The organism is Haladaptatus sp. (assembly GCF_049589095.1).
In the GTDB taxonomy this organism is placed as follows: Archaea; Halobacteriota; Halobacteria; order Halobacteriales; family Haladaptataceae; genus Haladaptatus.
Genome location: NZ_JBAWAC010000233.1, coordinates 1 through 20618, shown reverse-complemented (window position 1 = coordinate 20618; position 20618 = coordinate 1). Strand labels below are relative to the sequence as shown.

General features: G+C 59.8%; 22 protein-coding genes, 1 tRNA gene, 1 other RNA gene and 1 pseudogene. 12 read left to right on the top strand and 13 right to left on the bottom strand.

Annotated elements, in window-relative coordinates; translation table 11 throughout:
• Positions 1-128: 128 nt before the first annotated feature.
• The 4 genes from WBV42_RS07620 to WBV42_RS07605 form a co-directional block, all read right to left on the bottom strand.
• A complete protein-coding gene (locus WBV42_RS07620) occupies positions 129-1094 on the bottom strand; it encodes an ROK family protein (protein WP_423985485.1) in 966 nt (321 codons plus the stop codon).
• A 786-nt stretch (positions 1095-1880) separates the two neighbouring features.
• Positions 1881-2126, bottom strand: coding sequence for a hypothetical protein (locus tag WBV42_RS07615; protein WP_423985484.1), 246 nt, complete (start codon positions 2124-2126; stop codon positions 1881-1883).
• Between the two features lie 149 nt (positions 2127-2275).
• A complete protein-coding gene (locus tag WBV42_RS07610; RefSeq protein WP_423985483.1) occupies positions 2276-2473 on the bottom strand; it encodes a cold-shock protein in 198 nt (65 codons plus the stop codon).
• A gap of 396 nt (positions 2474-2869) precedes the next feature.
• A tRNA-Arg gene (locus tag WBV42_RS07605) sits at positions 2870-2944 on the bottom strand.
• 101 nt (positions 2945-3045) lie between these two features.
• Between WBV42_RS07605 and WBV42_RS07600 the strand changes: the two genes are divergently transcribed.
• The 3 genes from WBV42_RS07600 to WBV42_RS07590 all read left to right on the top strand — a co-directional run bounded on the left by WBV42_RS07600 (position 3046) and on the right by WBV42_RS07590 (position 5172).
• On the top strand, positions 3046-3927 hold the full coding sequence (locus tag WBV42_RS07600) for a geranylgeranylglycerol-phosphate geranylgeranyltransferase (protein WP_423985482.1): 882 nt from the start codon (positions 3046-3048) through the stop codon (positions 3925-3927).
• Between the two features lie 157 nt (positions 3928-4084).
• Positions 4085-4720, top strand: a complete 636-nt coding sequence (locus WBV42_RS07595) for an RAD55 family ATPase (protein WP_423985481.1) — start codon at positions 4085-4087, stop codon at positions 4718-4720.
• 41 nt (positions 4721-4761) lie between these two features.
• Complete coding sequence (locus tag WBV42_RS07590) at positions 4762-5172, top strand: CoA-binding protein (RefSeq protein WP_066142813.1); 411 nt, start codon at positions 4762-4764, stop codon at positions 5170-5172.
• 20 nt (positions 5173-5192) lie between these two features.
• Here the strand turns inward: WBV42_RS07590 and WBV42_RS07585 are convergent, their stop codons facing one another.
• The 4 genes from WBV42_RS07585 to WBV42_RS07570 form a co-directional block, all read right to left on the bottom strand.
• Entirely contained in the window at positions 5193-7250 is a 2058-nt protein-coding gene (locus WBV42_RS07585; protein WP_423985480.1) for an alkaline phosphatase PhoX, read from the bottom strand.
• Between the two features lie 286 nt (positions 7251-7536).
• Entirely contained in the window at positions 7537-7953 is a 417-nt protein-coding gene (locus WBV42_RS07580) for a hypothetical protein (protein WP_423985479.1), read from the bottom strand.
• Positions 7954-8085: 132 nt separating this feature from the next.
• A complete protein-coding gene (locus WBV42_RS07575; RefSeq protein WP_423985478.1) occupies positions 8086-9066 on the bottom strand; it encodes a PLP-dependent cysteine synthase family protein in 981 nt (326 codons plus the stop codon).
• 54 nt (positions 9067-9120) lie between these two features.
• The gene (locus WBV42_RS07570) at positions 9121-9429 is read right to left on the bottom strand and encodes a DUF5798 family protein (protein WP_423985477.1); all 309 of its coding nucleotides are present in this window, start codon (positions 9427-9429) and stop codon (positions 9121-9123) included.
• A gap of 334 nt (positions 9430-9763) precedes the next feature.
• Between WBV42_RS07570 and WBV42_RS07565 the strand changes: the two genes are divergently transcribed.
• Both WBV42_RS07565 and ffs read left to right on the top strand, forming a co-directional pair.
• The gene (locus tag WBV42_RS07565) at positions 9764-10096 is read left to right on the top strand and encodes a DUF5658 family protein (protein WP_253228025.1); all 333 of its coding nucleotides are present in this window, start codon (positions 9764-9766) and stop codon (positions 10094-10096) included.
• Positions 10097-10180: 84 nt separating this feature from the next.
• Positions 10181-10492: signal recognition particle sRNA (gene ffs, locus WBV42_RS07560), an RNA gene on the top strand.
• A gap of 37 nt (positions 10493-10529) precedes the next feature.
• Here the strand turns inward: ffs and WBV42_RS07555 are convergent.
• From WBV42_RS07555 to WBV42_RS07545, 3 genes are all read right to left on the bottom strand, one after another.
• Positions 10530-11420 (bottom strand): succinylglutamate desuccinylase/aspartoacylase family protein, encoded by an 891-nt coding sequence (locus WBV42_RS07555; protein ID WP_423985476.1) that lies wholly within the window; start codon positions 11418-11420, stop codon positions 10530-10532.
• A gap of 72 nt (positions 11421-11492) precedes the next feature.
• Positions 11493-12374, bottom strand: a complete 882-nt coding sequence (locus tag WBV42_RS07550; protein WP_423985475.1) for a mechanosensitive ion channel family protein — start codon at positions 12372-12374, stop codon at positions 11493-11495.
• Positions 12374-12619: a YhbY family RNA-binding protein gene (locus WBV42_RS07545; RefSeq protein WP_423985474.1), complete on the bottom strand. Its 246-nt coding sequence runs from the start codon at positions 12617-12619 to the stop codon at positions 12374-12376. The genes WBV42_RS07550 and WBV42_RS07545 overlap by 1 nt, the downstream gene beginning before the upstream one ends.
• Positions 12620-12773: 154 nt before the next feature.
• Here WBV42_RS07545 and WBV42_RS07540 point away from each other — a divergent pair, with 154 nt between their 5' ends.
• Positions 12774-13937, top strand: a complete 1164-nt coding sequence (locus tag WBV42_RS07540) for an NAD(P)/FAD-dependent oxidoreductase (RefSeq protein WP_066142841.1) — start codon at positions 12774-12776, stop codon at positions 13935-13937.
• A 26-nt stretch (positions 13938-13963) separates the two neighbouring features.
• On the opposite strand, the gene WBV42_RS07535 is transcribed toward WBV42_RS07540, so the two are convergent.
• Positions 13964-14695, bottom strand: coding sequence for a fumarylacetoacetate hydrolase family protein (locus tag WBV42_RS07535; RefSeq protein ID WP_423985473.1), 732 nt, complete (start codon positions 14693-14695; stop codon positions 13964-13966).
• A 324-nt stretch (positions 14696-15019) separates the two neighbouring features.
• On the opposite strand from WBV42_RS07535, the gene WBV42_RS07530 reads away from it, so the two are divergent.
• From WBV42_RS07530 to WBV42_RS07505, 6 genes and pseudogenes are all read left to right on the top strand, one after another.
• Positions 15020-17413 (top strand): amino acid permease, encoded by a 2394-nt coding sequence (locus WBV42_RS07530; RefSeq protein ID WP_423985472.1) that lies wholly within the window; start codon positions 15020-15022, stop codon positions 17411-17413.
• A gap of 150 nt (positions 17414-17563) precedes the next feature.
• A complete protein-coding gene (locus WBV42_RS07525) occupies positions 17564-18289 on the top strand; it encodes a metal-dependent hydrolase (RefSeq protein ID WP_423985471.1) in 726 nt (241 codons plus the stop codon).
• A gap of 592 nt (positions 18290-18881) precedes the next feature.
• Positions 18882-19082: pseudogene (locus tag WBV42_RS07520) on the top strand (GrpB family protein); the annotation flags it as partial.
• Between the two features lie 120 nt (positions 19083-19202).
• Positions 19203-19595, top strand: a complete 393-nt coding sequence (locus tag WBV42_RS07515) for an OsmC family protein (protein ID WP_423985470.1) — start codon at positions 19203-19205, stop codon at positions 19593-19595.
• Between the two features lie 57 nt (positions 19596-19652).
• Positions 19653-19829 carry an HVO_2753 family zinc finger protein gene (locus WBV42_RS07510; protein ID WP_082837777.1) on the top strand — a complete coding sequence of 59 codons (177 nt, stop codon included), beginning with the start codon at positions 19653-19655 and terminating at the stop codon, positions 19827-19829.
• Positions 19830-19832: 3 nt separating this feature from the next.
• On the top strand, positions 19833-20099 hold the full coding sequence (locus WBV42_RS07505; RefSeq protein WP_066142863.1) for an elongation factor 1-beta: 267 nt from the start codon (positions 19833-19835) through the stop codon (positions 20097-20099).
• Between the two features lie 27 nt (positions 20100-20126).
• Here the strand turns inward: WBV42_RS07505 and WBV42_RS07500 are convergent.
• On the bottom strand, positions 20127-20618 hold a 492-nt coding region (locus tag WBV42_RS07500), incomplete at its 5' end, for an MBL fold metallo-hydrolase (RefSeq protein ID WP_423985469.1).

Sequence of the window (20618 nt, the reverse complement as noted above, 5' to 3'; positions counted from 1 at the left end):
GATATGAGCACACCGCAACGATGCAATCCGTGTTTACACCTCCCGTTCAGCGGAGAATCAGCCACTTGTTCAGTAAAACCGACCGAGAGCAACGCGAGAAGGGTTCACAAGCGGCAGATTTCGTGGTTTCAGTCGCCGACCTGCTCCGCCACGGGTGCGCTCTCGTTCGCACCGAAGAACGTCGCCGCCCCGCCGTATAGTTCGATGTCCGCGCCCAAACTCGTGAGTTGGACGACCGGCGGGTCGGCGAGAACGTACTCGTTCAAATGGCGGTGAATTCCTTCCAGGATCCAGTCGGGGTTTTTGAGCGCGACTGACCCTCCGAGCGTGATGATCCCAGGGTTGAACGTGTTCGCGATCGCACCGATTCCGGCGGCGTTGTACCGCGCCACGCGATCGAGAACGTCCCCTGCGAACTCGTCACCGTCGTCGGCCGCCGCGAACACGTCGGGGGCGGAAACCTCGTCTATCGAGCGAAGTACCGAAGGCCGATCGTCCGTCGCCAGAAGGTGACGAGCGAACTGCGGAATTCCGCGACCCGAGCAGTAGGCCTCCCACGCGCCCCGAACGCCGGTGCTCGATAAATCGCCATCCGCGACGATGGGAACGAGCCCGACTTCCGCAGCGTAGCCCTCCTCCCCCCGAACTGGCGTGCCGTCGATGACGACGCCCGCACCGATCCCCGTTCCGAACGTGACGTGGACGACGGTATCGGATCGGAACCCCGACCCGAAGGTGTCCTCCCCGATCGCAGCCGCCGTGCAGTCGTTTTCGACGGCCGTCGGAAGACCGAAGGCGTCCTTCATCGCGGCGGCGACCGGAATGTCGTGAATCGTCTCGCCGTCCGCCGTATCGAACTCGTCGATGACGCCCCGCTCGGCGTCGACGAGCCCGGTCGTCGAAACGGAGACGTGCCGGATCGTTCCGGGCGACTGCGTGCGAAGACGACCGACGATATCGACGAGTTGCGCCGTCAACCGATTCGGGTCCGTCGGTTCGGTCTCGACCGTTACGGGACCTTCACGCGTGGCGGGTCCGTACCGAATCCGCGTGCTCCCGATATCGATGACTGCGACGGAGGATGTAACGCTCACGCCACGGGCTTCGCTAGGTATTCATATTATTATGCCCCCCCATAACTGTCTTTTTGAATACCTGAACGGGATTTTACCATACGTTCGTGACTATCCGTCGGAGTTACTTCGTCCCTGAAACGTCCCTCCGTGTTTCGTTGCGTATCCACGGAGAGAGCCGCGAGAATCGATCCGTTCCGGGGCGAACGGGAGTTACAGGCATCGATTGACCACCGAGCAAAGCGAGCTTTCGGATGGGACCGCTGAATTCGACCGTCTTACTGTCGGCATATTGATTGATTCGCGTGGGTGCGTGCACTCAGCAAGCCGGAGTACGACAACAGAGTGGTGCTCGGGGGAAATGCCGTCCGACGCTTATTTTCGCTCCCGGCGTGCTCTATGGCTCGTGGGGGGTGTGCAGCAATCGCAATCTATGCGATGGTGACGAACCCGTCGGGTGGTGCGCTTCTCTCGGTGGTCGCCGGTGGACTCTCGATGACCTGAATCGTCATCGAGGTTCGCCTCTTCGATCAACCCTCGTGGACCACGATCGAAGCCATCTACTTCGTCATCGGGGCAACCATGGTGGTCTCGGGAGTTTTCCACAGTTGGACGTAGCGAGTACACTGATTCGGGAGACGGTGATTTCTCCGTGGCGTGAACGCGACGAACCATGCCCGATTCCCATGAGCGGAGTCGCCATCAACCGGGAACTAGGATTCAAATGTCTGGACCGTTGGACCTATCGAGTAACCATCTCTTGGAATTCGTCTGATTCCGGTAGCTGCCTGCTCCGTTCTGTATCGATTACTGCTTCTCCTCGAAGGGTTCATCTCTCTGTTCAAACACTACCTTGAGCTTCCCAGGTCTCTGTCGTTGGGCGGTATTGCGGAGGCTCTCGAAGCGCTCTAACATCTCCGTTGAATCATCCGTTCCGGCACGGATCGTCCGTGACTCCTCTCGGAGCGAGTCGTACAATCGATTTAGCAATCTTTCAACGGCATGTGCATCATCCTTCGACGTGATCTCAAAGGTGGCCTCGTACTCATCCATATCGCCACATAGGTTCTTTCGAGGAATAGGGATATCCCAAACGAGACATTCTCCCGTACCGCCTCGTCAAACAGCGATAGTTCTCTCCGAAAAGTTCGACTGGGAAAATGAAGTTACGTCGTATCGCCGTGTGGCGACGGTACGAAACGTTAGTTGTTGCGGACGACGTTCGTCGCGCGTGGCCCCTTGGGGGCCTGTTCGATGTCGAAGTCGATCTCGGTCCCTTCCGCCAGGTCTTCGCCGCCAACGTCCTCCATGTGGAAGAACACGTCGTCGTCGGAGTCGTCAGTCGAGATGAAACCGTAGCCGCCAGTGTCGTTGAAGAAATCAACTTTACCGTTTGCCATTACAACTAAACACAGACACAACACACGAATAAGACTTCCGCATTCGTTTTTTTAATCTCGGATATAGTTATACAAACATCCAGAAATGGAAGAGTTCGGTATTTACTCGACCAATTGGGTAGTTCCGCAGAGGGGACACACCGGATTCACAAGAACGAACCGTGCCTTCTACCGAACCCATACTTCTCGCTCGACGAGGCGTCTCGCTACTGATCGGGTCACGAATCTCGGTGGAAACCACTCAGTCGTTCGATCCCGCGCAGTCGGGCGGTTATCGATCCAAAATCTTTGAGCGCTGCAGGATTTGAACCACGGTCGTTCCGCTTCGCTCCACTCCCTGATTCATACCCTTCGCGCGACATCATTCGCTCGCCACGTTCGTTCCTCGCAGAATGATGGGCGCTGCAGGATTTGAACCCGCGGCAACTTGGTCCGAAGCCAAGCACTCTGTCCAGACTGAGCTAAGCGCCCGCACTCAATCGTACTGCCCCCTACTTTTTAAACGTCGTGGTTTCGTCTCGTGGAAATCACATTCCGACCATTTATACCGCGTCGCCCGAGTACGTCGCCGTATGAGTACAGACGGACGTGCGAAGGGACTGTTCGAACTCACACGTCCGGGCAACACGTTCGCCGCGGGAATGCTCACGTTCATCGGGGCGTTCGTGGCGGGCGGCGTGTTCACCGATTCACAGCCGGTGCAGGTGGTCGCGGCCGTGGTAGCGACGTGGTTGGCGACCGGCGCGGGCAACGCCATTAACGACTACTTCGACCGGGATATCGACCGCATCAACGCGCCGGACCGACCGATTCCACGGGGGGCGGTGTCCCCGAAAGGAACGCTGCTCTTCAGCATCGTCCTGTTCGTTGGGGCCGTCGCCGCGGCGCTCTTGCTCCCGGTGTTCGCCATCGCAATCGCGGCGCTGAACCTCATCGCGCTCGTCGCGTACACGAAACTGTTCAAGGGGTTGCCGGGCGTCGGAAACGCGGTCGTCGCCTATCTCGGCGGCAGTACGTTTCTCTTCGGGAGCGCCGCAGTCGCGGCCGACGCCGGGAGCACCGCGATTCCGGTGGATGGAATCCGGACCGCGGCCATCCTCTTCCTGCTCGCCGCGCTCTCGACGTTCACGCGCGAAATCATCAAAGACGTGGAGGACATGGACGGCGACCGTGAAGAAGGGTTGAACACGCTTCCGCTAGCCATCGGCGCGCGATCCGCGACGATCTTCGGAACGATATTGCTCGTCGTCGCCGTGCTCGCCAGTCCACTTCCGTACCTGTGGGGGGTGTTCGGGCTTCCGTATCTCGCCGTCGTCCTCCCGGCCGATGCGGTCATGCTCTATGCGGCCGCCGAAAGTTTCGGAGATCCGACAGCCGGGCAAAATCACTTGAAGTACGGGATGTTTCTCGCCGCGGTTGCGTTCGTCGTCGGCCGAATTGCCGTTCTCTTTTGAGCGTTCCTACCGCCTCAGATAGCAATCAAAAAGAATATAAGTAGAACCCAATATATTAATTCCAGATGAAACCGGGGGAGAAAACCGGCACCCGTTTGCCTCCTCTGCCGTTCGCTGTCAGTCCAATGGGTGTGACCCTGTACACTGAGGAACCATCATGTACAATTTAGGAGAGACGTTCTCGGGAATGGAGGTCAGTCCGGGGACGAACCTGCTCGTTGCTGGTCCACCGATGACCGGAAAGCGGCGTCTCACGTTCGATGTACTCGCACATGGAGATGACAGTGGCACGATCATCGTGACGACGAAGAGCACCGGCAAGCAGGTGCTATCGGAGTACGAATCGCGTCGCACCGATGGTGACTCTCCGATCGGTATCGTAGACTGCGTTTCGAAGCAGCAAGGAATGAATCCGGGGCCTCTAGATGGCATCGAATTTGCATCCTCCCCCGTGGACATGACGGGCATCGGAATCAAACTCTCGGAGTTCCTCCAGCGATTTTACGATTCGGGTGTCCGGTCGAACCGAATCGCGTTCGATTCGCTTTCGACGCTACTGATGTACTCGAATCTACAGACTGTCTTTCGGTTTTTGCACGTCTTTACCGGCCGCGTACAGAGTGCGGAAGCGCTCGGACTGTTCGTCATCGACTCGTGGGCACACGACGCGAAGACGCTGAGCACACTTCGACAACTGTTCGATGGCGAGATCGAGATCCGTGAAGCGGACGACGACGAATCGGAAGTCCGAATAAAAGGCATCGGTCCGACGACCGACTGGCAGCGACTATAGAAGAGCGAATCCTTTTGCGCGCCCGTCACGTCGGTTCCCCCATGCCAATCGAACGAGATGACGAACTTCGAGACGTCCTCGAACTCGACACCGTTGCGGTCGTCGGCTGTTCCTCGACGCCCGGCAAGGACGCCCACGAGATACCGAAATACCTCCGGAATCACGGTTATGACGTGATTCCCGTCAACCCGTTCGCGGACGAGATTTTCGGCCGTGAAGCGGCCGACTCGCTCGCCGACGTGGACGAGGAAATCGACATCGTGGACGTGTTCCGACCGAGCGAAGAGGTACCGGACATCGTCGATGCAGTCCTCGAACGGGACGACGTGGACACCGTGTGGTTGCAACTCGGAATCCGTGACGACGAAGCGGCAAAACGGGCGGAGGACGCCGGAAAACGCGTCGTCCAGGACCGTTGTATGAAAGTCGAACACGGTCGACTGATCGGGTAAAACGCGGAAACGATCCCGCCTTACTCCTCGGGTTCGTAGACGTACAGACAGTCGTTGCTGTACGATCGGCCGAACTTATCCGCGTCCTCACAGCAGAGCACGCGACCGTCGTCCATCACGTTGACGTTGTCCACGTTGATGAGGGCGTCGTCGGCGATGTCCGCCGGGTCGCTGGCGTCCGGGCCGACGATGACGGGTTCGAGCGTCGAGACGTTGTAGTCCTCTTCGAGTTCGGCGCGGTAGACGACGCCGCCATCGACGCGGTCCAGTCGGATATCGCCCAACGTGTCCGCGAGCGCGTCGTTGAGCGCGGAAATGGCGAAGTAGACGTAGTCGCCGGGTTTCGCGCCGTCCTTGCTGTCGACACCCTCGGCTTTGTTGAACTCGATCGTCGCACCGATTTCCTTGGCGGCGGCGCGGGTTTCGAGGAACGGAACCTTTCGAAGGTCGTCGTCAACACCGTCCGGCCCATCGCTCTCGTACTGTTTCGCCCACTCGATGATCTCCTCGTTCGTGATGTAGTTCCGGTTGCCGTCCTCGACGACCGCTTTGTCCGCCTCTTCGAGCGCCGCGTCGAGGTCGTCCTCCCAGTCGGTGTCGGCGTGGGTTTCGAGGTAATCGACCTGCGTGACGTCGTCGTACTCGGCGATCCACTTTTCGACTTCGTAGTTGGCGGCGTGACCCAGTTCCAGCCATTCGAATTCGAGGTTCACGTCGGCTGGAGGGTTTTTCTTCGCGGCGTCCGCGTTGGTCACTTTCGGCGCGTACAGCGTGCCCGCGACGTTCATCGGGTCGCAGTAGCCGTCGATTTCCTCGTCGGCGACGAACTTGTAAATCCCCTTGCTGTCGCCGTCCGAACAGCCGTACACCGTCCGTTTGTCGCTTTGGATGTCCGGACATTCCCACGAGGCGCGGCCCATCACGTAGTATTTGATCGGCTGTGGCGTTTCGCCCGCCGGGTCGCGATAATCCACGAAGTAGCCGTAGCGGTACGGGTTCGGGTAGACGTCCCCGATGGGAGTCATCGTGTTCTTCCCGTCGGAGGATTCGTCCACCGCGAGCGAGGTCTGATCGACGCGCTCCGCGCCGAGATAGTACGCGAGGAATTCGAGTCCGGTCAACGCCCAGTATCCTTGGACGCCCCACGATTCGTCGCCGTAGTAGTCGTCGATGGCTTCCTGAATCCCGTTCGGGTTCGGTCGGTTCCAGAATTGGCAGCCACCGATGAGGTTTGTTCCGGTGCCCTTCTCCACGATGTCACCCACCGTGGCGGTCAGGGAAACACGGGGCTGTGCGTAGTTTTCCTCCGCGGATATCATCGTGTTCCACGGGGAGGTGTCCCCGTAGCAGTTGATTCGCGTTCCACCCAATTCACGCAACTGCTCGGTGTTCGCGAGGTTGATGGCGTTTTCGAGGTCCGCGTCCCATTCCCCGTTCTCCCCCCGGCTGAGCGGAATACGGGAGACGTTTCCGGGGCTGTTTTCCCAGTTCGTGAACAGGTAACCCTCGGTTCCGTCCTCGTTCGTCGGGATGAACTGGTTGCAGTCCGGGTTCGATGCGGTATCTCCGTACTGCGTCCCGGAGAATTTCTCCTGGGTGATGTCCCATCCGTCGGGGGTCTGTGAGACACCGAGGCGTTCGCTTCCACCGTTGATCCGGTCCTCCTCCTGTGCGATGAAGGTGAACTCCCCGTCCGCACCGCGAATGGTTCCTTGTTCCTCGTTCGTCTGCGGCGTGGATAGCTCGGAAAAGTCGTCGTTGGTTCCGTCCATCGAGAACTGGAACCCCTTGAAGTATCCCATCCCGGACCTGTTGTACGGTGCGGGGTTGTCGCGGCTCGGGTGCTGGAGGCTGAACATCGGCGTTCCGTCGTCGAACACGAACGGTCCGGTCACTTCCGCGCCGAACGCGGTCGAGGAGAAGCGCTTGAGGCTCCCCTTCACGTAGGGTGCTTTCGGCGTATCGTCGTCCTCGGGCGGTTCGGTGCTCTCGATCGCTATCGCTTGTGGTGAAACGCTCGCTCCCAAGGCGGCAGCGGCGGACGTGGCCATCAGTTTGCGTCGGGTGAACTCGACCATGCAAGCGGTGGTTTTCAATAGGAGCTACATGTAAATTTATAATAGGTGTATGTGAGATATGGCTTTCTCACGACCGAACAGGGCGTTATGTACGAATTTTGGTGACACTGTCGGTTGACGGACCGTTTCCGCCTCGAAACTCGATTTTTCGACCGTCGGGGAGTTCCTCGAACGGTTGGCACGGGAAGCCGTACCGATTACCGTCTATTGAGTTCGATATGATATCGAATCAGAGAAGAGTTGCGTGTAAATAGCGACGCGTCGCGGAATCAGAAGTTCGGTGCGCTCACTCCATTCCCATCCCTTCCGCACCCGTACGGATCTCCTCCGCGCGCTTTCGAACCGTTTCGATGTAGCGTTCGATTTCCGGCGGGCGCTTGCCGTAAAACGATGCGACCCAGTTCAGGTCGGTGTAGGGCTGTGTGAGAAAGTACGCGGCCAACGTATCGCGTCCGGCCTGAATGATTTCCGGCGGAACGCCACGGTCGCCCGTTCCCTCCTCCTGGAAGCCGTTCACGTCGAAGTACACGTCGGCGTACAGTTCTGCCAAGTCCGGGTCGTCGAAACGGACTCCTCGATGGTCGGGCGCTTCGAACCGATATTGCGTCCCGTTCCCGTCCGCCCCGTCCACCGTGATGATGCGGACGCCCAATAGGTACTCCCTGTGCACTTGCGGAATCCCGCTCTCGTTGGTCTGCGACATGGCTGTATTGTCCCGCGAGAACCGATATCCGTCGGCTGCTCGCTGTCGGATGCGAGAACAAACGGGGATTAGTAGCTTCGTAATTTCACTATATACCGGTACGGAGAGCGGGATATCGAAACCGCGTTCCGGTTATCCGTCCCACTCCGTGAACGACCGATAGATTCCCTTGGAGAGGTAGCGCTCGCTGGAATCGGGGAAGATGGTGACGACGGTGTCGGCGGGCGCGTCGATTTCCCCGTCCCTGATCTTTTCGGCGACCTGCTGTGCCGCGACGCTCGCCGCACCGGCCGAGGAACCGACGAGGTGCCCTTCCTCTCGTCCGAGTCGTTTCAACTCGTCGTGAGCGGTTTCGTCGGGCACTTGGATGATTTCGTCCACGAGGTCGGGTTCGAACAGTTCGTTCGTGTCGGTGTTGTGCGTTCCGATCCCCTCGATTTTGTACTCCTCCTCCGGGACGTCGGCTCCCTTGGTGGTGGAGTACAGCGACCCTTCGGGTTCGACGGCGGCGACGTAGGTGTCGGGGTTCTGGTCGAGGGCGTACTTCGCCATCCCCATCAGCGTCCCCGCGGTGCCACACCCGGCGACGACTGCACCGATATTACCGTCCAGCGCCTCGTAGAGTTCCGGTCCCGTCGTCTCGTAGTGTGCTTCGACGTTCAGCGGGTTACCGAACTGCTGTGGGACCACCGCGTTCGGCGTCTCCTCGGCGAGTTGATACGCGCGTTCGATCGCACCGCCCATTCCGTCCGACGTCGGCGTGTTGATGACTTCCGCACCGAGTGCGGCCATGAGCTGTTGTTTCTCCTTGCTGAACCGTTCGGGGACGACGAACACGGCGTTCACGTCGAGTTGTCCCGCCGCGACGGCGAACCCGATTCCGGTGTTCCCGGCGGTCGGTTCGATGACCGTTCCGCCCGGTTCGAGTTCGCCGCGTTCGAGCATCTGCTCGATCATGTACTTCCCGATGCGGTCCTTGACGCTCGCGCCGGGATTGAACGATTCCAACTTCGCGTATACGGGTACTTCGTCCGGAGCGGCGTGAACGCGGACGAGCGGCGTCCGCCCGACCGTGTCGAGCACCGAATCGAGTGGCTCCCGATGTGTGGTCATGCGGCAAAAAATGACGGGAGGGCTGTTAGTCGTTATTATGTCCACCCGCGAGTCTTACGTGCTCGCTTCGACCGTCTCGTCCGTTCCGTCGCTCGATTCGTCGTTCGATCCGTCGCTCGATTCGGACGACTCGACGTCGGCCAGCACTTCGTCCACGTCGATACCCTCCTCGCGGGCCAACGCTTCGATGAGCGCACGCTGGTGTGCGTTTTCGGTTTCGAGCTGTTCGACGCGCTCGTTCGTCGTCTCCAGCGTATCGCGCATATCCTGTATCTGCTCGCGCAGTTCGTTGAGTTTGGCGTACAGTTTCTCCGCCGTTTCGGCGACCGTCTGAAGCTTCTTGGCTGTGCTTCCTAGACCCATACACCGCCGTTCGTTCCGAGGTAATGTGGGTTTTCCGACTCAAGCAAGGGAGTGCAGCCAACCCAAACTGGGAGCGTATTCGACCATATTCGCGTGGTACTGGGCGTTATACCTCGGTATGGCGTCGAGACGGAGGTTTTCGTATCGGGAAACGCGAAGCGTCTGGAGCGCTCGACGGCGATCACCGACGGTTTCGTTCGTCCCGTTCGACCTCCCAAAAGGAAGGCTTGGAACCTCCAACTCAACCTGTAGTGGTCGCTTTGTCGTCGACAGCGGCGCGTTACCGACTGACAGTCAGCCTATAACAAAGTGACGGGAGGGCGGAGGTGTTTCCGTGTTGCCGAACGCCATCGCTCGATCGTGGTCACACGTTTCCGCTCCGCTGCTAGCCGCTGTGCTGGGAGTGATGCTCGGTGACGTGGTGACGACCGGCGTCGGCCTTCAACTCGGTTTGAACGAGGGGAATCCGTTCGTCGCACACCTGTTGGGGGAGATGGGTCTCCTCGGATTGTTACTTCTCAAGGGAGCGACGGTCGTCCTCCTGATCGTCCTTTCGGGATGGACGCGCCGTTCCCGTCGGACGTTCCGACTCGGGAGTTTCGTCTATCTCGTCGTCGGGTTGTTGGTCGTCTGTTCGAACCTCGTGGCCATCGTCACAGTCGGGTAAGTTCCAGCACGAAATGGGAAACGGGAACCGCGGATCACGAAACACGAAACCCGAAAGGCCCTTAAGGCGGTGTGGTTTACTGTGAAGTGGACTAGGTTGGGCAGTTAGGCCCTGCTCTTCGCCCGCGCTATGGTCTTGAGCGGGAACCGAACTCCGGACACGTCCGGTCAGACCGAGCCGGGCCCCGGAAGCCAACGCAGAAGCCTCGTCCTGCGGGGCCAGCGGTCTGCGGCGAACACTCGCAGGAGTGTCTCGGCGCAGTTAGTCGGTGGTAATCCGTCAGGCACGGAAGTGAGCAGCGGACCATCGAACAGCTGTCGCTCGTAGGATCGCGGGGTGGAGGAGGCAACAGGGATTCCCCGGTTCGGAACGCCGGGCAACTCCGGCCGTCCACATTCATATCGCATTCTTCCCGAAGAGCTGAGAAGCCGTCCTACTCGTTCATCCGCGACGCCCGGATTCCCCACGTATCGAGCATGCCATCCACGAACACCTTCGTCCAGCGGGCGCGCTTTTTCGGTTTTACGTCGTCCTGCGTGACCTCGAAGAGACACGAGGGAGCGTCGCGGTCGGCCCGCATCTTGTTGACGAGCATCGGTGTGCGGGCGTATTTCGTCTCGGTCAGGGGCGTGGAGACGAAATCGTACACGTCGGAGTAGCCGGTGACGTACTCGTCGTTCAACCGTTTGACGGCGTTGCCGACGCTGTTGACGATTTTCGGGTGCTTCGACCTGAGTACGTTCTGTCCCACGCCGTCGTCACCCTCCCGTTCGAAGATCCCCTTCGAACTGTGGAGGTCGATGAACACGTCGGGGTCGTAGTCGTCGATAGCTGCCCAGATCTCCTTTGCAAGCGCGTTCTTCGGCGGGTCGCCGATGGGGAACTGCCGGTTCAAATCCATCTCGCCCGGCCACTCCCGTCGCTCGTGTCGTACCCCTCGGACGTTCGCCTTGGGGAGGACGATGAGCGTCCCGGCGTCAATGTCCCACGTTCGGATGTCCTCCGCGGCCCAGTAACCGCTCTCCTCGTTGCCGTGCATTCCGCCTTCGACGTACGCGGTCGGACCGGACGTGCCCGAGTCGATTTCGTAGATGGTGGTTTCCTGTTTCGTTTCCTTCCGAATCAGGGACGTCGTCACGGTCCGTCCCCCCGTCGTCGAGGACATCGCCGTGCTCGTCTCGGTCGTTTCAGTCGTTCCCGCGTCCGACGTCGTCCTCCCCGCGGCCTGGTTCTTCGAATCGCCAGCACAGCCAGCGAGGACGAGGGTACCGCCGACGGATACGGACCCGACGGTCGAGAGAAAGGCACGTCTCCTATCGTTCATACCGGCAGATAATTCCCGAACTACTTCAACGCTATTTCATGATCGTTGAAATTTATAAAAAGTCAATCGGTCTCAGTCTTCCGAGAGAATGGCCATCTCCGAGGGGTTCGAGATCTCGATTCCGCCCGCGAGGTTGCGGTACGGGTACGGGATGTCGATTCCCTCCGCGTCGAAGCGTTCCTTGACCGCGGTGACGTACTCCCCGCGGGTTTTCACGAAGTCACTGCGCTTCGGGTCCGAAATCCAGAAGCGGGACTTGAGACCGACCGAGGAGTCCCCGAGTTCGGTGAGCCGAACGGAGGGCTCCGGGTCGTCCAGAATCTCGTCGTGCTTTCGAGCTTCTTCGAGGATTATCTCGGTCGCTCGGTGGATGTCGTCGTCGTAGCCGATACCGAACAGGAACTGGACGCGAAGCTTGTCCTTGGCGACGGGGTTCTTGATGACGCCGTCGGTCAGCACCGAGTTCGGCACGGTCAACAGTTCGTTGTCGAAGGTTCGGATGCGCGTCACGCGGAGGTCGATGTCCTCCACGATACCCGAGTAACTGTCGCCGTCCCACTCGATCCAGTCGCCGATCTTGAACGGTTTGTCCGTGAAGATGAACACGCCAGCGACGAAGTTGGCGATGATGTCCTGTAGGGCGAAGCCGACTGCCAACGTCGCTGCGGCGGCGATGGTAGCGAGTGCGGTCAGGATGTTCCCGTAGTCTGCGAGGGCGAACGCGATGCCGACAGCCGCGAACAGCACCACGAATTGGGCGACTTTGGTGAGCGGGATTTTGACGCTCTCGTCGTACCCCTGTCTGTCGAGCAGTCGTTTGACCACCGGAATGACGAAGATACGACCGAGCAGATAGAGGACGACGAACGAGACGACGAAGTAGATCGCCTGCGTCACCGCCATCGCATACCCCGCCTCCATCATATCTTTCAGGAACGGGAGGGGCTTTACCATCAGTGGAACACCGCCGTGTTCCCGCGTGTTTCGATGAGTTTGGCATTCACCTCGTCAGCCAGTTCCTCCGCGAGTTCGTCGGTCGAGGTCCCGCCGCGGGCCGCCCGAAGGAATTTCACCTTGACGAGTTTCTCGTTCTGCAGTTGTCCTTTCAACTCCTCGGTGACCGCATCGAGTCCGCTCTTGCCGACCCACACCGTCACGTCAAGGTCGTGTGCCTCCTTTCGCAACTCTTGATTGCTCATAAGTGCCGAATAGTTTGGCGCGACCGACTTTAAAGCTTGCAACCAACACGTCGGGTTTCGTCGATGGACGATAAAATCAATCGGGGGAGACAATATCACACACTCGCTTGCGGGTTTCAACACCTTTGTATCGAATGAATCCAGATGTCCGAGTATGACTCAGAAGGTCGTCGTGCTCGGTGCTGGCTATGCTGGTGCTGGCGCGATACAGCAACTCGAAGAAGAACTCGACGACGCTGACATTACGTGGGTCTCGGAGAAGGACTACCACCTCGTCCTCCACGAGTCCCACCGTGTCATCCGTGACCCGCGGGCGATGGACAAGATCACGATCCCGATTCACGAGATAAAATCGCCGAGCACCCGATTCGTGCAGGACACCGTCACGGCCATCGACACCGACGACCGGACGGTCGAACTCGACGAGGGCGCTGACCTCGACTACGACTATCTCGTCGTCGCGCTCGGGAGCAAGACCGCCTTCTACGGCATCCCGGGGATGGCCGAGAATGCGCTCACGCTCAAGAACCTGGACGACGCGCTCGAAATCCACGAGCAGGTCAAGGAAGCCGCGAAGACGGCGTCCCGAAACGACCCCGCGAAGGTCGTCATCGGCGGGGCCGGACTGTCGGGCATCCAGAGCGCGGGCGAAATCGCCGAGTACCGCGACAAGCACCGTGCACCGATCGACATCTACCTCGTCGAAGCGATGGACGAGATCATGCCCGGTATGGACCCCGAACTGCAGGGAACGGTGAAGAAGTACGTCCTCGAAAAGGACATCAACATCCTGACCGGCGACCCGATCACGGAGGCCACCGAGGACGCGATCGAGTTCGACGAGGGCGAGGCGCTCGACTACGACGTGTTCGTCTGGACCGGCGGCGTGACCGGCCGCGACGCCATGGACGGCACCGAACTCGACAACCAGCACAACCGCGTCACGGCGGAATCGGACTTCCAGACCAGTGACGAGCGCGTGTTCGCCATCGGTGACTGCGCCATCATCGATCAGGGCGAGAACCCGGCACCGCCGACCGCACAGGCCGCGTGGCAGGCCGCGGAAGTCGTCGGCGAGAACGTTTCCCGCTCCATCTACGGACAACCGCTCAAGACGTGGACGTTCGACGACAAGGGGACCGTCATCTCCATCGGTGACGAGGCCGTCGCACACGGCGTCAAGGTCGCCGGGTTCGACTTCCCCGTCAGCACGTTCAACTCCGTCGCTGCGGAGACACTGAAGAAGACGATCGCGGCACGCTGGATCGCCGACGTCTCGTCGTTCAACCGCGCCGTCCAGGCGTGGAGCGTCCTCTAACTAACTCGGAAAAACGTCTTCGTTTTCTACGGACTACGCACGTCGTGTGAGAGCGTTCCGATTCCCTCGATTTCGACCTCGACCGTGTCACCGTCTTCCAGCGGTCCGACGCCCGCGGGCGTGCCAGTGATAATGACGTCGCCGGGTTCGAGCGTGAGGTAGGTCGTGATTTCCGCGATGAGTTCCGGCACGGAGAAGATGAACTGGTCGCGCGAGGAATCCTGTTTCACCTCACCGTTGACTCTGAGTTGAACGCCCGCGTCGTCCGGGACTTCGTCGGGTGTCGCCAGCACCGGACCGAGCGGACAGGAGTTGTCGAACGCCTTGCCACGAACCCAGTTCTGTTCCAAATCCTGGTCGTCGCGGTTCGAGATATCGTTGACGCACGTGAACCCTGCCACGACGTCCATCGCCTCCTCCTCGGCGACGTTTCGACACTGCTCGCCGATGACGACGCCGAGTTCGGCCTCGTGGTCGATGCGCCCCTTTCCGGGGAGCAGTGTCACCGTGTCGCCGTGGGAGGCGACCGCGTTCGGCGGTTTGAGGAACAGGAGCGGGCGCGTGGGAACGTCCTTGTTCCGTTCGGCCGCATGATCCGCGTAGTTCAGGCCGACACAGACGATCTTCGTCGGTTCGCTCGGGGCGAGGATGTCGACGTCCGCCGGGTCGTAGCTGTCGTCCGCGAAGTGGAGTTTCCCGTCGCGCCATTCGCCAGTTCTGACTGACCCTGCCGGGTCTCGGAATCTGACTCGATGCATATCCGGGATGTCGAAGGGGGAACGCAAAACGGTTCGGTTGCCGGAAACGACTCACGACGGATCGCGTTTCTCGACCGGTGTTCGATCGGCAAGCGAAACGGTCGTCACAATGTTTGGACCCCGAGCGTTCCCCTCACTTTTACCCACGCGTCGCGTGAGCCAAACCCAGGCAAACCGAAATAAAACTGTATCGGCCAAGTCGAGGGACGAATCGCTGCACTCGCCCACACTGACCTCCTCGTATACCGTTTCACTATATAAGTGGAGGCGGGAGACAAGGCCAGTTATTTAACCTTTTAAGCACTCCATCAGATAGACTATACAATGGCTGAGAATACGACGGAGGCGAACGAAAATGCCTCTCAGCGGGATGTCGGTACAGAGCTCTCGCGGGACATGAGCCTGTGGGACATCACCTTCATCGGAATCGGGGCGATGATCGGGGCGGGTGTTTTCGCGCTGACCGGGTTCGCCGCCGGTCTGGCCGGTCCTGCTCTCATGCTTGCGTTCCTCTTGAACGGGATCGTTGCGACGTTCACTGCGATGTCGTACGCGGAACTCGGTGCGTCGTTTCCACAGTCGGGCGGGGCGTACAGCTGGGTAACTGAGGCACTGCCGAGTCCGTACGGGTTCTACACCGGATGGGCCAATTGGTTCGCGCAAGCAGTTGCGTGTGCGCTCTACGCAGTGACCTTCGGTGTGTTCCTCACCGAGTTCATCAGCGTCTACACCGGTCTCGGCCACGAATTCGTCTTCTTCGGGTTTTTGACCCGTGGGCTGACCGAACGACTCTTGGCTGGTCTCGTCATCGCCCTGTTCGCCTACATCAACTATCGTGGCGCGGAGGAGACCGGTACGATCGGAATCGTCATTACGACGGCAAAGATCATCATCCTCGGCGTCTTCGTCATCTTCGGCGCGCTGGCGACATTCAAACAGCCGGACTGGTCGACCAAGTTCCTGTCCAGCCCGCGATTCGCCCCCGCCGGAATCGGCGGAATTATGGCGGCGATGGGGTTCACCTACGTCGCGTTCGAGGGATACGACATCATCGTTCAGAGCGGTGAGGAGGTAATGGACCCCGGGACGAACATCCCGAAAGCCATCTTCTACTCGATCGCGGTCGTCATTCCGATTTACATCCTTGTCGCGTTCGCCTCCATCGGTGGTATCGAAATCACCGACAACATCCTCCGTCTCGCGAACATGTCCGGAGCGAGCGGACCGGTGTACACGTGGCAAATCCTCGGTAACCTCGGGGAGCTCGGTATCATCCAAGCGGCCGGGCAATTCGTTCCGTACGGTCTCTCGTTGCTGCTCGTCGCCGGTCTGGCCGCGACGATGAGTGCGTTGAACGCCACGCTGTATGCGTCGAGCCGTATCGGGTTCGCGATGGCCCGTGACAACCTCCTGCCGCCGAAACTCTCGGACATCCACGAGGAGAAGCGTTCGCCGTACCTCTCCATCGGGGTTTCCGGAGCCATCATCATGCTAATGGCCCTCACGCTCCCTATCGAGAGCGTGGCGGCCTCCTCCAGCGTCATGTTCATCCTCCTGTTCTCCATGGTGAACATCGCCGCTATCGCGATGCGGAGGAATCGGCCGAACTTGGAACGGCCCTTCGAAATCCCGTTCATGCCGTGGATTCCGATCCTCGGAATCGTCTTCCAGTTGCTGCTCACCCCCTTCCTGTTGACTTCGCTCGGGCTCCGCCCGTGGGAGGACGGCTTCACCGCGTTGGTGACGATGGCCGCGTGGTTCGTCATCGGCATCGCCGTCTGGTACGCCTACTCCGAGGAAAAGGAGATGGAGAAACTCGAACAGGAGACGCCGACGGTCGTCTCGCATCGTGCGACCGAACGCCGTGACTACCAACTCGTGGTCCCCATCGCCAATCCGGAAAATGCGGACCAACTCATGCAGACGGCTATCGACCTCGCACGCGAGAACGACGGCGAGATACTGGTGACGAGCGTCGTCACCGTCTCGCCGCAGACGCCCCTCTCCCAGGGTCGGCAGTTCGTCACCGACGAAAAGGAGAACGTCCTCAGTCGAGCCATCCAAATCGGCGAGGACGCCGACGTCCCCGTGAGCGGGACGATTCGAATCGGTCACGACGTGGCCGACGCCATCCTCAACACCATCGACCAACACGACAGTACCGCGGTCCTCCTCGGATGGCAGGGCGGCGATCAAGCCCGACGCCGGGATATCGTTCTCGGGAGTACCGTCGACCGAATCGCACAGGACGCACAGGCTGACGTCCTCGTCGAGCGCATCGGTGAGTTGGCGTCCTCCGACATCGACTCCATCCTCGTGCCGATGGCGGGCGGCCCGCACGCCGAGTACGCGACGACCATCGCGGAAGCGATCGCACGACCGGAGAACGCTCGCGTCGAAATCCTCCACATCATCTCCCCGGACGCCTCCGAGAGCGACCGTCAGGAAGCTCAAGAGCTCGTCAATGGAGCCGCAGAGGAGTTCGACACTGATGGCGAAGTCGGGACCGCAGTCATCGAGAGCGACGACGTTTCGAATGCGATCTTGGAGCATTCGGCCGACTTCGACCTCACGGTGATCGGTGCGACGCGGGAAGGGCTCCTCGAACAGATCGTCTTCGGTGCAGTACCCGAAGAGATCGCTCGGCGGTCGGAGAACATCGTCATCATGGCGAAGAAGAACCTCGGCATCACCTCGCTCATTCAGCGCTGGTTGTAAGCGGCGCTCGGATTCGAGTGTTTTTTCGGTCGTCCGTCGACGTGCTATCTACCGTCGTTCCGCAGTGAATACAGGACGGTGTCCGCTCGGAACACCCCATTTGTCGCCAACATCTTTTAAGACTGCTCAGGCACAATCCTACCACACACCATGGAACTCACTTGGTACGGACACTCGACATGGCACGTTACCGTTGACGACACGGAACTCCTCATCGACCCGTTTTTCGACAACCCGAAGACGGACACCGATCCGGAGGAACTCGACCCGGACTACGTCCTGCTCACGCACGGGCACGCGGACCACATCGCGGACGCCGACCGCTTCCGTGATGCACACTTCGTCGCCACGCCGGAGGTCATCGGCTACGTCACCGACGAGTACGGCGTCGAGGACGGCACCGGAATGAACATGGGTGGCACCTTCGAAGCCGACGACGCGTTCGTCACGATGGTCCGTGCCGACCACACCAACGGTCTCGACACGGGCTACGGAGCCTCCGGCGGCATGCCCGCTGGATTCGTCATCAGCGACACGAAACCCACCCAGGTCTCCGACGAGGAGAGCGAGACGTTCTATCACGCTGGCGACACCTCATTGATGTCCGAGATGCGCGACGTCATCGGCCCGTTCCTCGAACCCGACGCCGTCGCGGTTCCCATCGGCGACCACTTCACCATGGGACCGGCGCAGGCCGCCATCGCAGTAGACTGGGTTGACGCCGACTACGCGTTCCCGATGCACTACGACACGTTCCCGCCCATCGAACAGGACCCGGAGGACTTCGTCCGCGAAGTGGACGCCACCGGCAACGACGCCGAAGTCCACGTTCTGGACGGCGACGAGACGTTCGACCTCTCCGACCAACTCTGGTAGCGAAGAACGGTCGTACTCGGGGTAGCTTTTCCTTTTCTTTGATAGATTTGAGCACGTCGAGCGTTGCGAGCAATTGGAATGACGACCGCTAACGTCCGCAAACGTTCACTACGGCGATATATGGTTGATCTTGCTGTGACCCCGATTGCCGAGCGACAATGAAGGCTGCACCACGTCCTCCCCAACCGACTCCTTCGCTTACTTCGTTCGCTCAGTCATCCACCGTCAGAGCGAAGCTCTGACGAGCCACTCGTTCACTTCGTTCACGAGGACGTCGCGCGCCGTGCGGTTGACTCGTATCGCCCAGTCCGTCCAACCGGATGGCGCGCGCGAGAAACGCGTGCGAGGGAATCGGCTGGGGAGGACGTGGTATGGTAGCGGTTGCGGTGCGGTCTCATTGCCGCTCGGTTACTGAAATCACAGCAGAACTAACCACATCACGTCGTGGTAAACGGATAGGGGCTTTCGAGCCAGTGTACTTCCCAGCAACTGCAACCACAAAACAACCAAACACGTCTGTTCGGAGCGGTATCGAAATCGAAGGACGAGAACCGTTTCGACAGGCAGTCCTTTCCAGTACTGTTCAGTAGAAGATGATATAAATCAGTACCCACGACTCCGAACGTATCTGCGTGACCATCCGCAAGCACGCGAAGAATACGCGGAAGTCAAACGTGCGGCAGCGAAGAAATATCCGACCGACGTTGGTGAGTATACCCGCGAAAAATCGGACGTTATCCAGTCTATTTTGGAGCGTGCGCGAAACGAGGGATACGAGCCAAAAATCGAATAACGGCAATCACATCCTCTCATCTCGACTGGCGACTATCGGTCCCGATTTTTCACGTTCACTCCGACACACTCGGCCGGAAGAACAAGCCTTAGGAGTATTGGGGCGAACCTGGAAACTGCAATGCCAGAAGTCACTACCACGTCGGAAGAGGGCTACAGCGCAGAAAACGACATCCGCGATTTCTCCGTTACCATCGACGCGACGGGTGAGGACGCGCCGGACACGCTCGAAACGCTCCTCGCGGCGTACGGTTCGTGCTACGTCCCCGCCCTCCGCGTGGGTGGCGAACAGCGCGGTGCGGGCGACCTCGGCAAGATCGAGATCGACGTGAGCGGCGACCTGAACGACGACGACAAACTCGAAGCCGTCGCGTTCGACATCAAGTGGGAGACCGAAACGGACGACGAGACCGCACAGGACGTCATCGACCGTGCGTTCGAACTCTGCAAGGTTCACGACGCCGTCAAAGAGAGCCTGCACGCCGAAGCGACCGTCGAGACGGACGCGTTCTAACGCCGTCTCGAACCCCGAAAGGGAAGCGTTAAAAGTCGCGCGGCGGAACGTGGGGGTATGAGTCAGACCCAAAAACAAGCACGAAAATGCGTCTCGTGCGGGATCAACATTTCCGGCACGAACGCTGCCTCGTTCAAATGTCCTGACTGTGGGCAGACCATCTACCGCTGTGCGAAGTGCCGCAAACAGAGCAACCTCTACGAATGCCCCAACTGTGCATTCCTCGGACCGTAAACCATGGGAAAAGTAGCAGCCAAAGTCAAAGTGATGCCGCAGAGCCCGGAAATCGACTTGGACGACCTCCAAGAGAAACTCGAAGATTCGCTCCCTGAGGGTGCGAAAATCAACGGCTTCGAGCGCGAGGACGTCGCGTTCGGCCTCATCGCGCTCCTGCCGACGGTCATCGTCCCCGACGATGCCGGTGGCACGGAAGCCGTCGAGGAGTCTTTCTCGTCCGTCGAAGGCGTCGAGAGCATCGACGTGCAGAACGTCGGTCGAATATAATTCCGCATTCCGTTTCGTTTTTCGTTTCTACTCGGTGAGCGACTGGTACGTCGCTTCGACATCGGCGTCCTCGACGAACCCACCGTGATAGCACAGCGTCCCGCTGGTGTCGAACGCGGCGAGTTTGCCGAGGGAACTTATCGCCGTCTCCATCTCGGGGGTGAACGTTTCGTTCGGTCCCTGAAGTCCGTCTTCGTCCGCGACCGTGGCGTCGGCCGCGATGAGCAGTTCGGCCTCGGGCAGGACGACCGAGAGATGACCGGGCGTGTGCCCCGGCGTTTCGACCACGCGCATCGGTCCGGCCTCGGTGCGGAACGTGACGCCGTCCACGACTTCGATATCGACGTGGATCGGCGGGTATCGGTCCGACTTGACGAGTTCCGCGTCGCCTTCGATGGCGGGTGTGTCGCCGACCGATGCCACGACGCTGGCGTCGGTTTCCGCGAGCAATTCCGCCGCGCCGCCGACGTGGTCCCCGTCCTGGTGGGTCAAAAACAACGTTTCGACGTCGTCCAGCGA

What these genes read in the sequence shown, in the direction of transcription:
- WBV42_RS07615 (WP_423985484.1), bottom strand. Translation starts at nt 2,126, where the DNA reads ATGGATGAGTACGAGGCCACCTTTGAGATCACGTCGAAGGATGATGCA.
- WBV42_RS07610 (WP_423985483.1), bottom strand. Translation starts at nt 2,473, where the DNA reads ATGGCAAACGGTAAAGTTGATTTCTTCAACGACACTGGCGGCTACGGT.
- WBV42_RS07600 (WP_423985482.1), top strand. Translation starts at nt 3,046, where the DNA reads ATGAGTACAGACGGACGTGCGAAGGGACTGTTCGAACTCACACGTCCG.
- WBV42_RS07595 (WP_423985481.1), top strand. Translation starts at nt 4,085, where the DNA reads ATGTACAATTTAGGAGAGACGTTCTCGGGAATGGAGGTCAGTCCGGGG.
- WBV42_RS07590 (WP_066142813.1), top strand. Translation starts at nt 4,762, where the DNA reads ATGCCAATCGAACGAGATGACGAACTTCGAGACGTCCTCGAACTCGAC.
- WBV42_RS07585 (WP_423985480.1), bottom strand. Translation starts at nt 7,250, where the DNA reads ATGGTCGAGTTCACCCGACGCAAACTGATGGCCACGTCCGCCGCTGCC.
- WBV42_RS07580 (WP_423985479.1), bottom strand. Translation starts at nt 7,953, where the DNA reads ATGTCGCAGACCAACGAGAGCGGGATTCCGCAAGTGCACAGGGAGTAC.
- WBV42_RS07575 (WP_423985478.1), bottom strand. Translation starts at nt 9,066, where the DNA reads ATGACCACACATCGGGAGCCACTCGATTCGGTGCTCGACACGGTCGGG.
- WBV42_RS07570 (WP_423985477.1), bottom strand. Translation starts at nt 9,429, where the DNA reads ATGGGTCTAGGAAGCACAGCCAAGAAGCTTCAGACGGTCGCCGAAACG.
- WBV42_RS07555 (WP_423985476.1), bottom strand. Translation starts at nt 11,420, where the DNA reads ATGAACGATAGGAGACGTGCCTTTCTCTCGACCGTCGGGTCCGTATCC.
- WBV42_RS07550 (WP_423985475.1), bottom strand. Translation starts at nt 12,374, where the DNA reads ATGGTAAAGCCCCTCCCGTTCCTGAAAGATATGATGGAGGCGGGGTAT.
- WBV42_RS07545 (WP_423985474.1), bottom strand. Translation starts at nt 12,619, where the DNA reads ATGAGCAATCAAGAGTTGCGAAAGGAGGCACACGACCTTGACGTGACG.
- WBV42_RS07540 (WP_066142841.1), top strand. Translation starts at nt 12,774, where the DNA reads ATGACTCAGAAGGTCGTCGTGCTCGGTGCTGGCTATGCTGGTGCTGGC.
- WBV42_RS07535 (WP_423985473.1), bottom strand. Translation starts at nt 14,695, where the DNA reads ATGCATCGAGTCAGATTCCGAGACCCGGCAGGGTCAGTCAGAACTGGC.
- WBV42_RS07530 (WP_423985472.1), top strand. Translation starts at nt 15,020, where the DNA reads ATGGCTGAGAATACGACGGAGGCGAACGAAAATGCCTCTCAGCGGGAT.
- WBV42_RS07525 (WP_423985471.1), top strand. Translation starts at nt 17,564, where the DNA reads ATGGAACTCACTTGGTACGGACACTCGACATGGCACGTTACCGTTGAC.
- WBV42_RS07515 (WP_423985470.1), top strand. Translation starts at nt 19,203, where the DNA reads ATGCCAGAAGTCACTACCACGTCGGAAGAGGGCTACAGCGCAGAAAAC.
- WBV42_RS07510 (WP_082837777.1), top strand. Translation starts at nt 19,653, where the DNA reads ATGAGTCAGACCCAAAAACAAGCACGAAAATGCGTCTCGTGCGGGATC.
- WBV42_RS07505 (WP_066142863.1), top strand. Translation starts at nt 19,833, where the DNA reads ATGGGAAAAGTAGCAGCCAAAGTCAAAGTGATGCCGCAGAGCCCGGAA.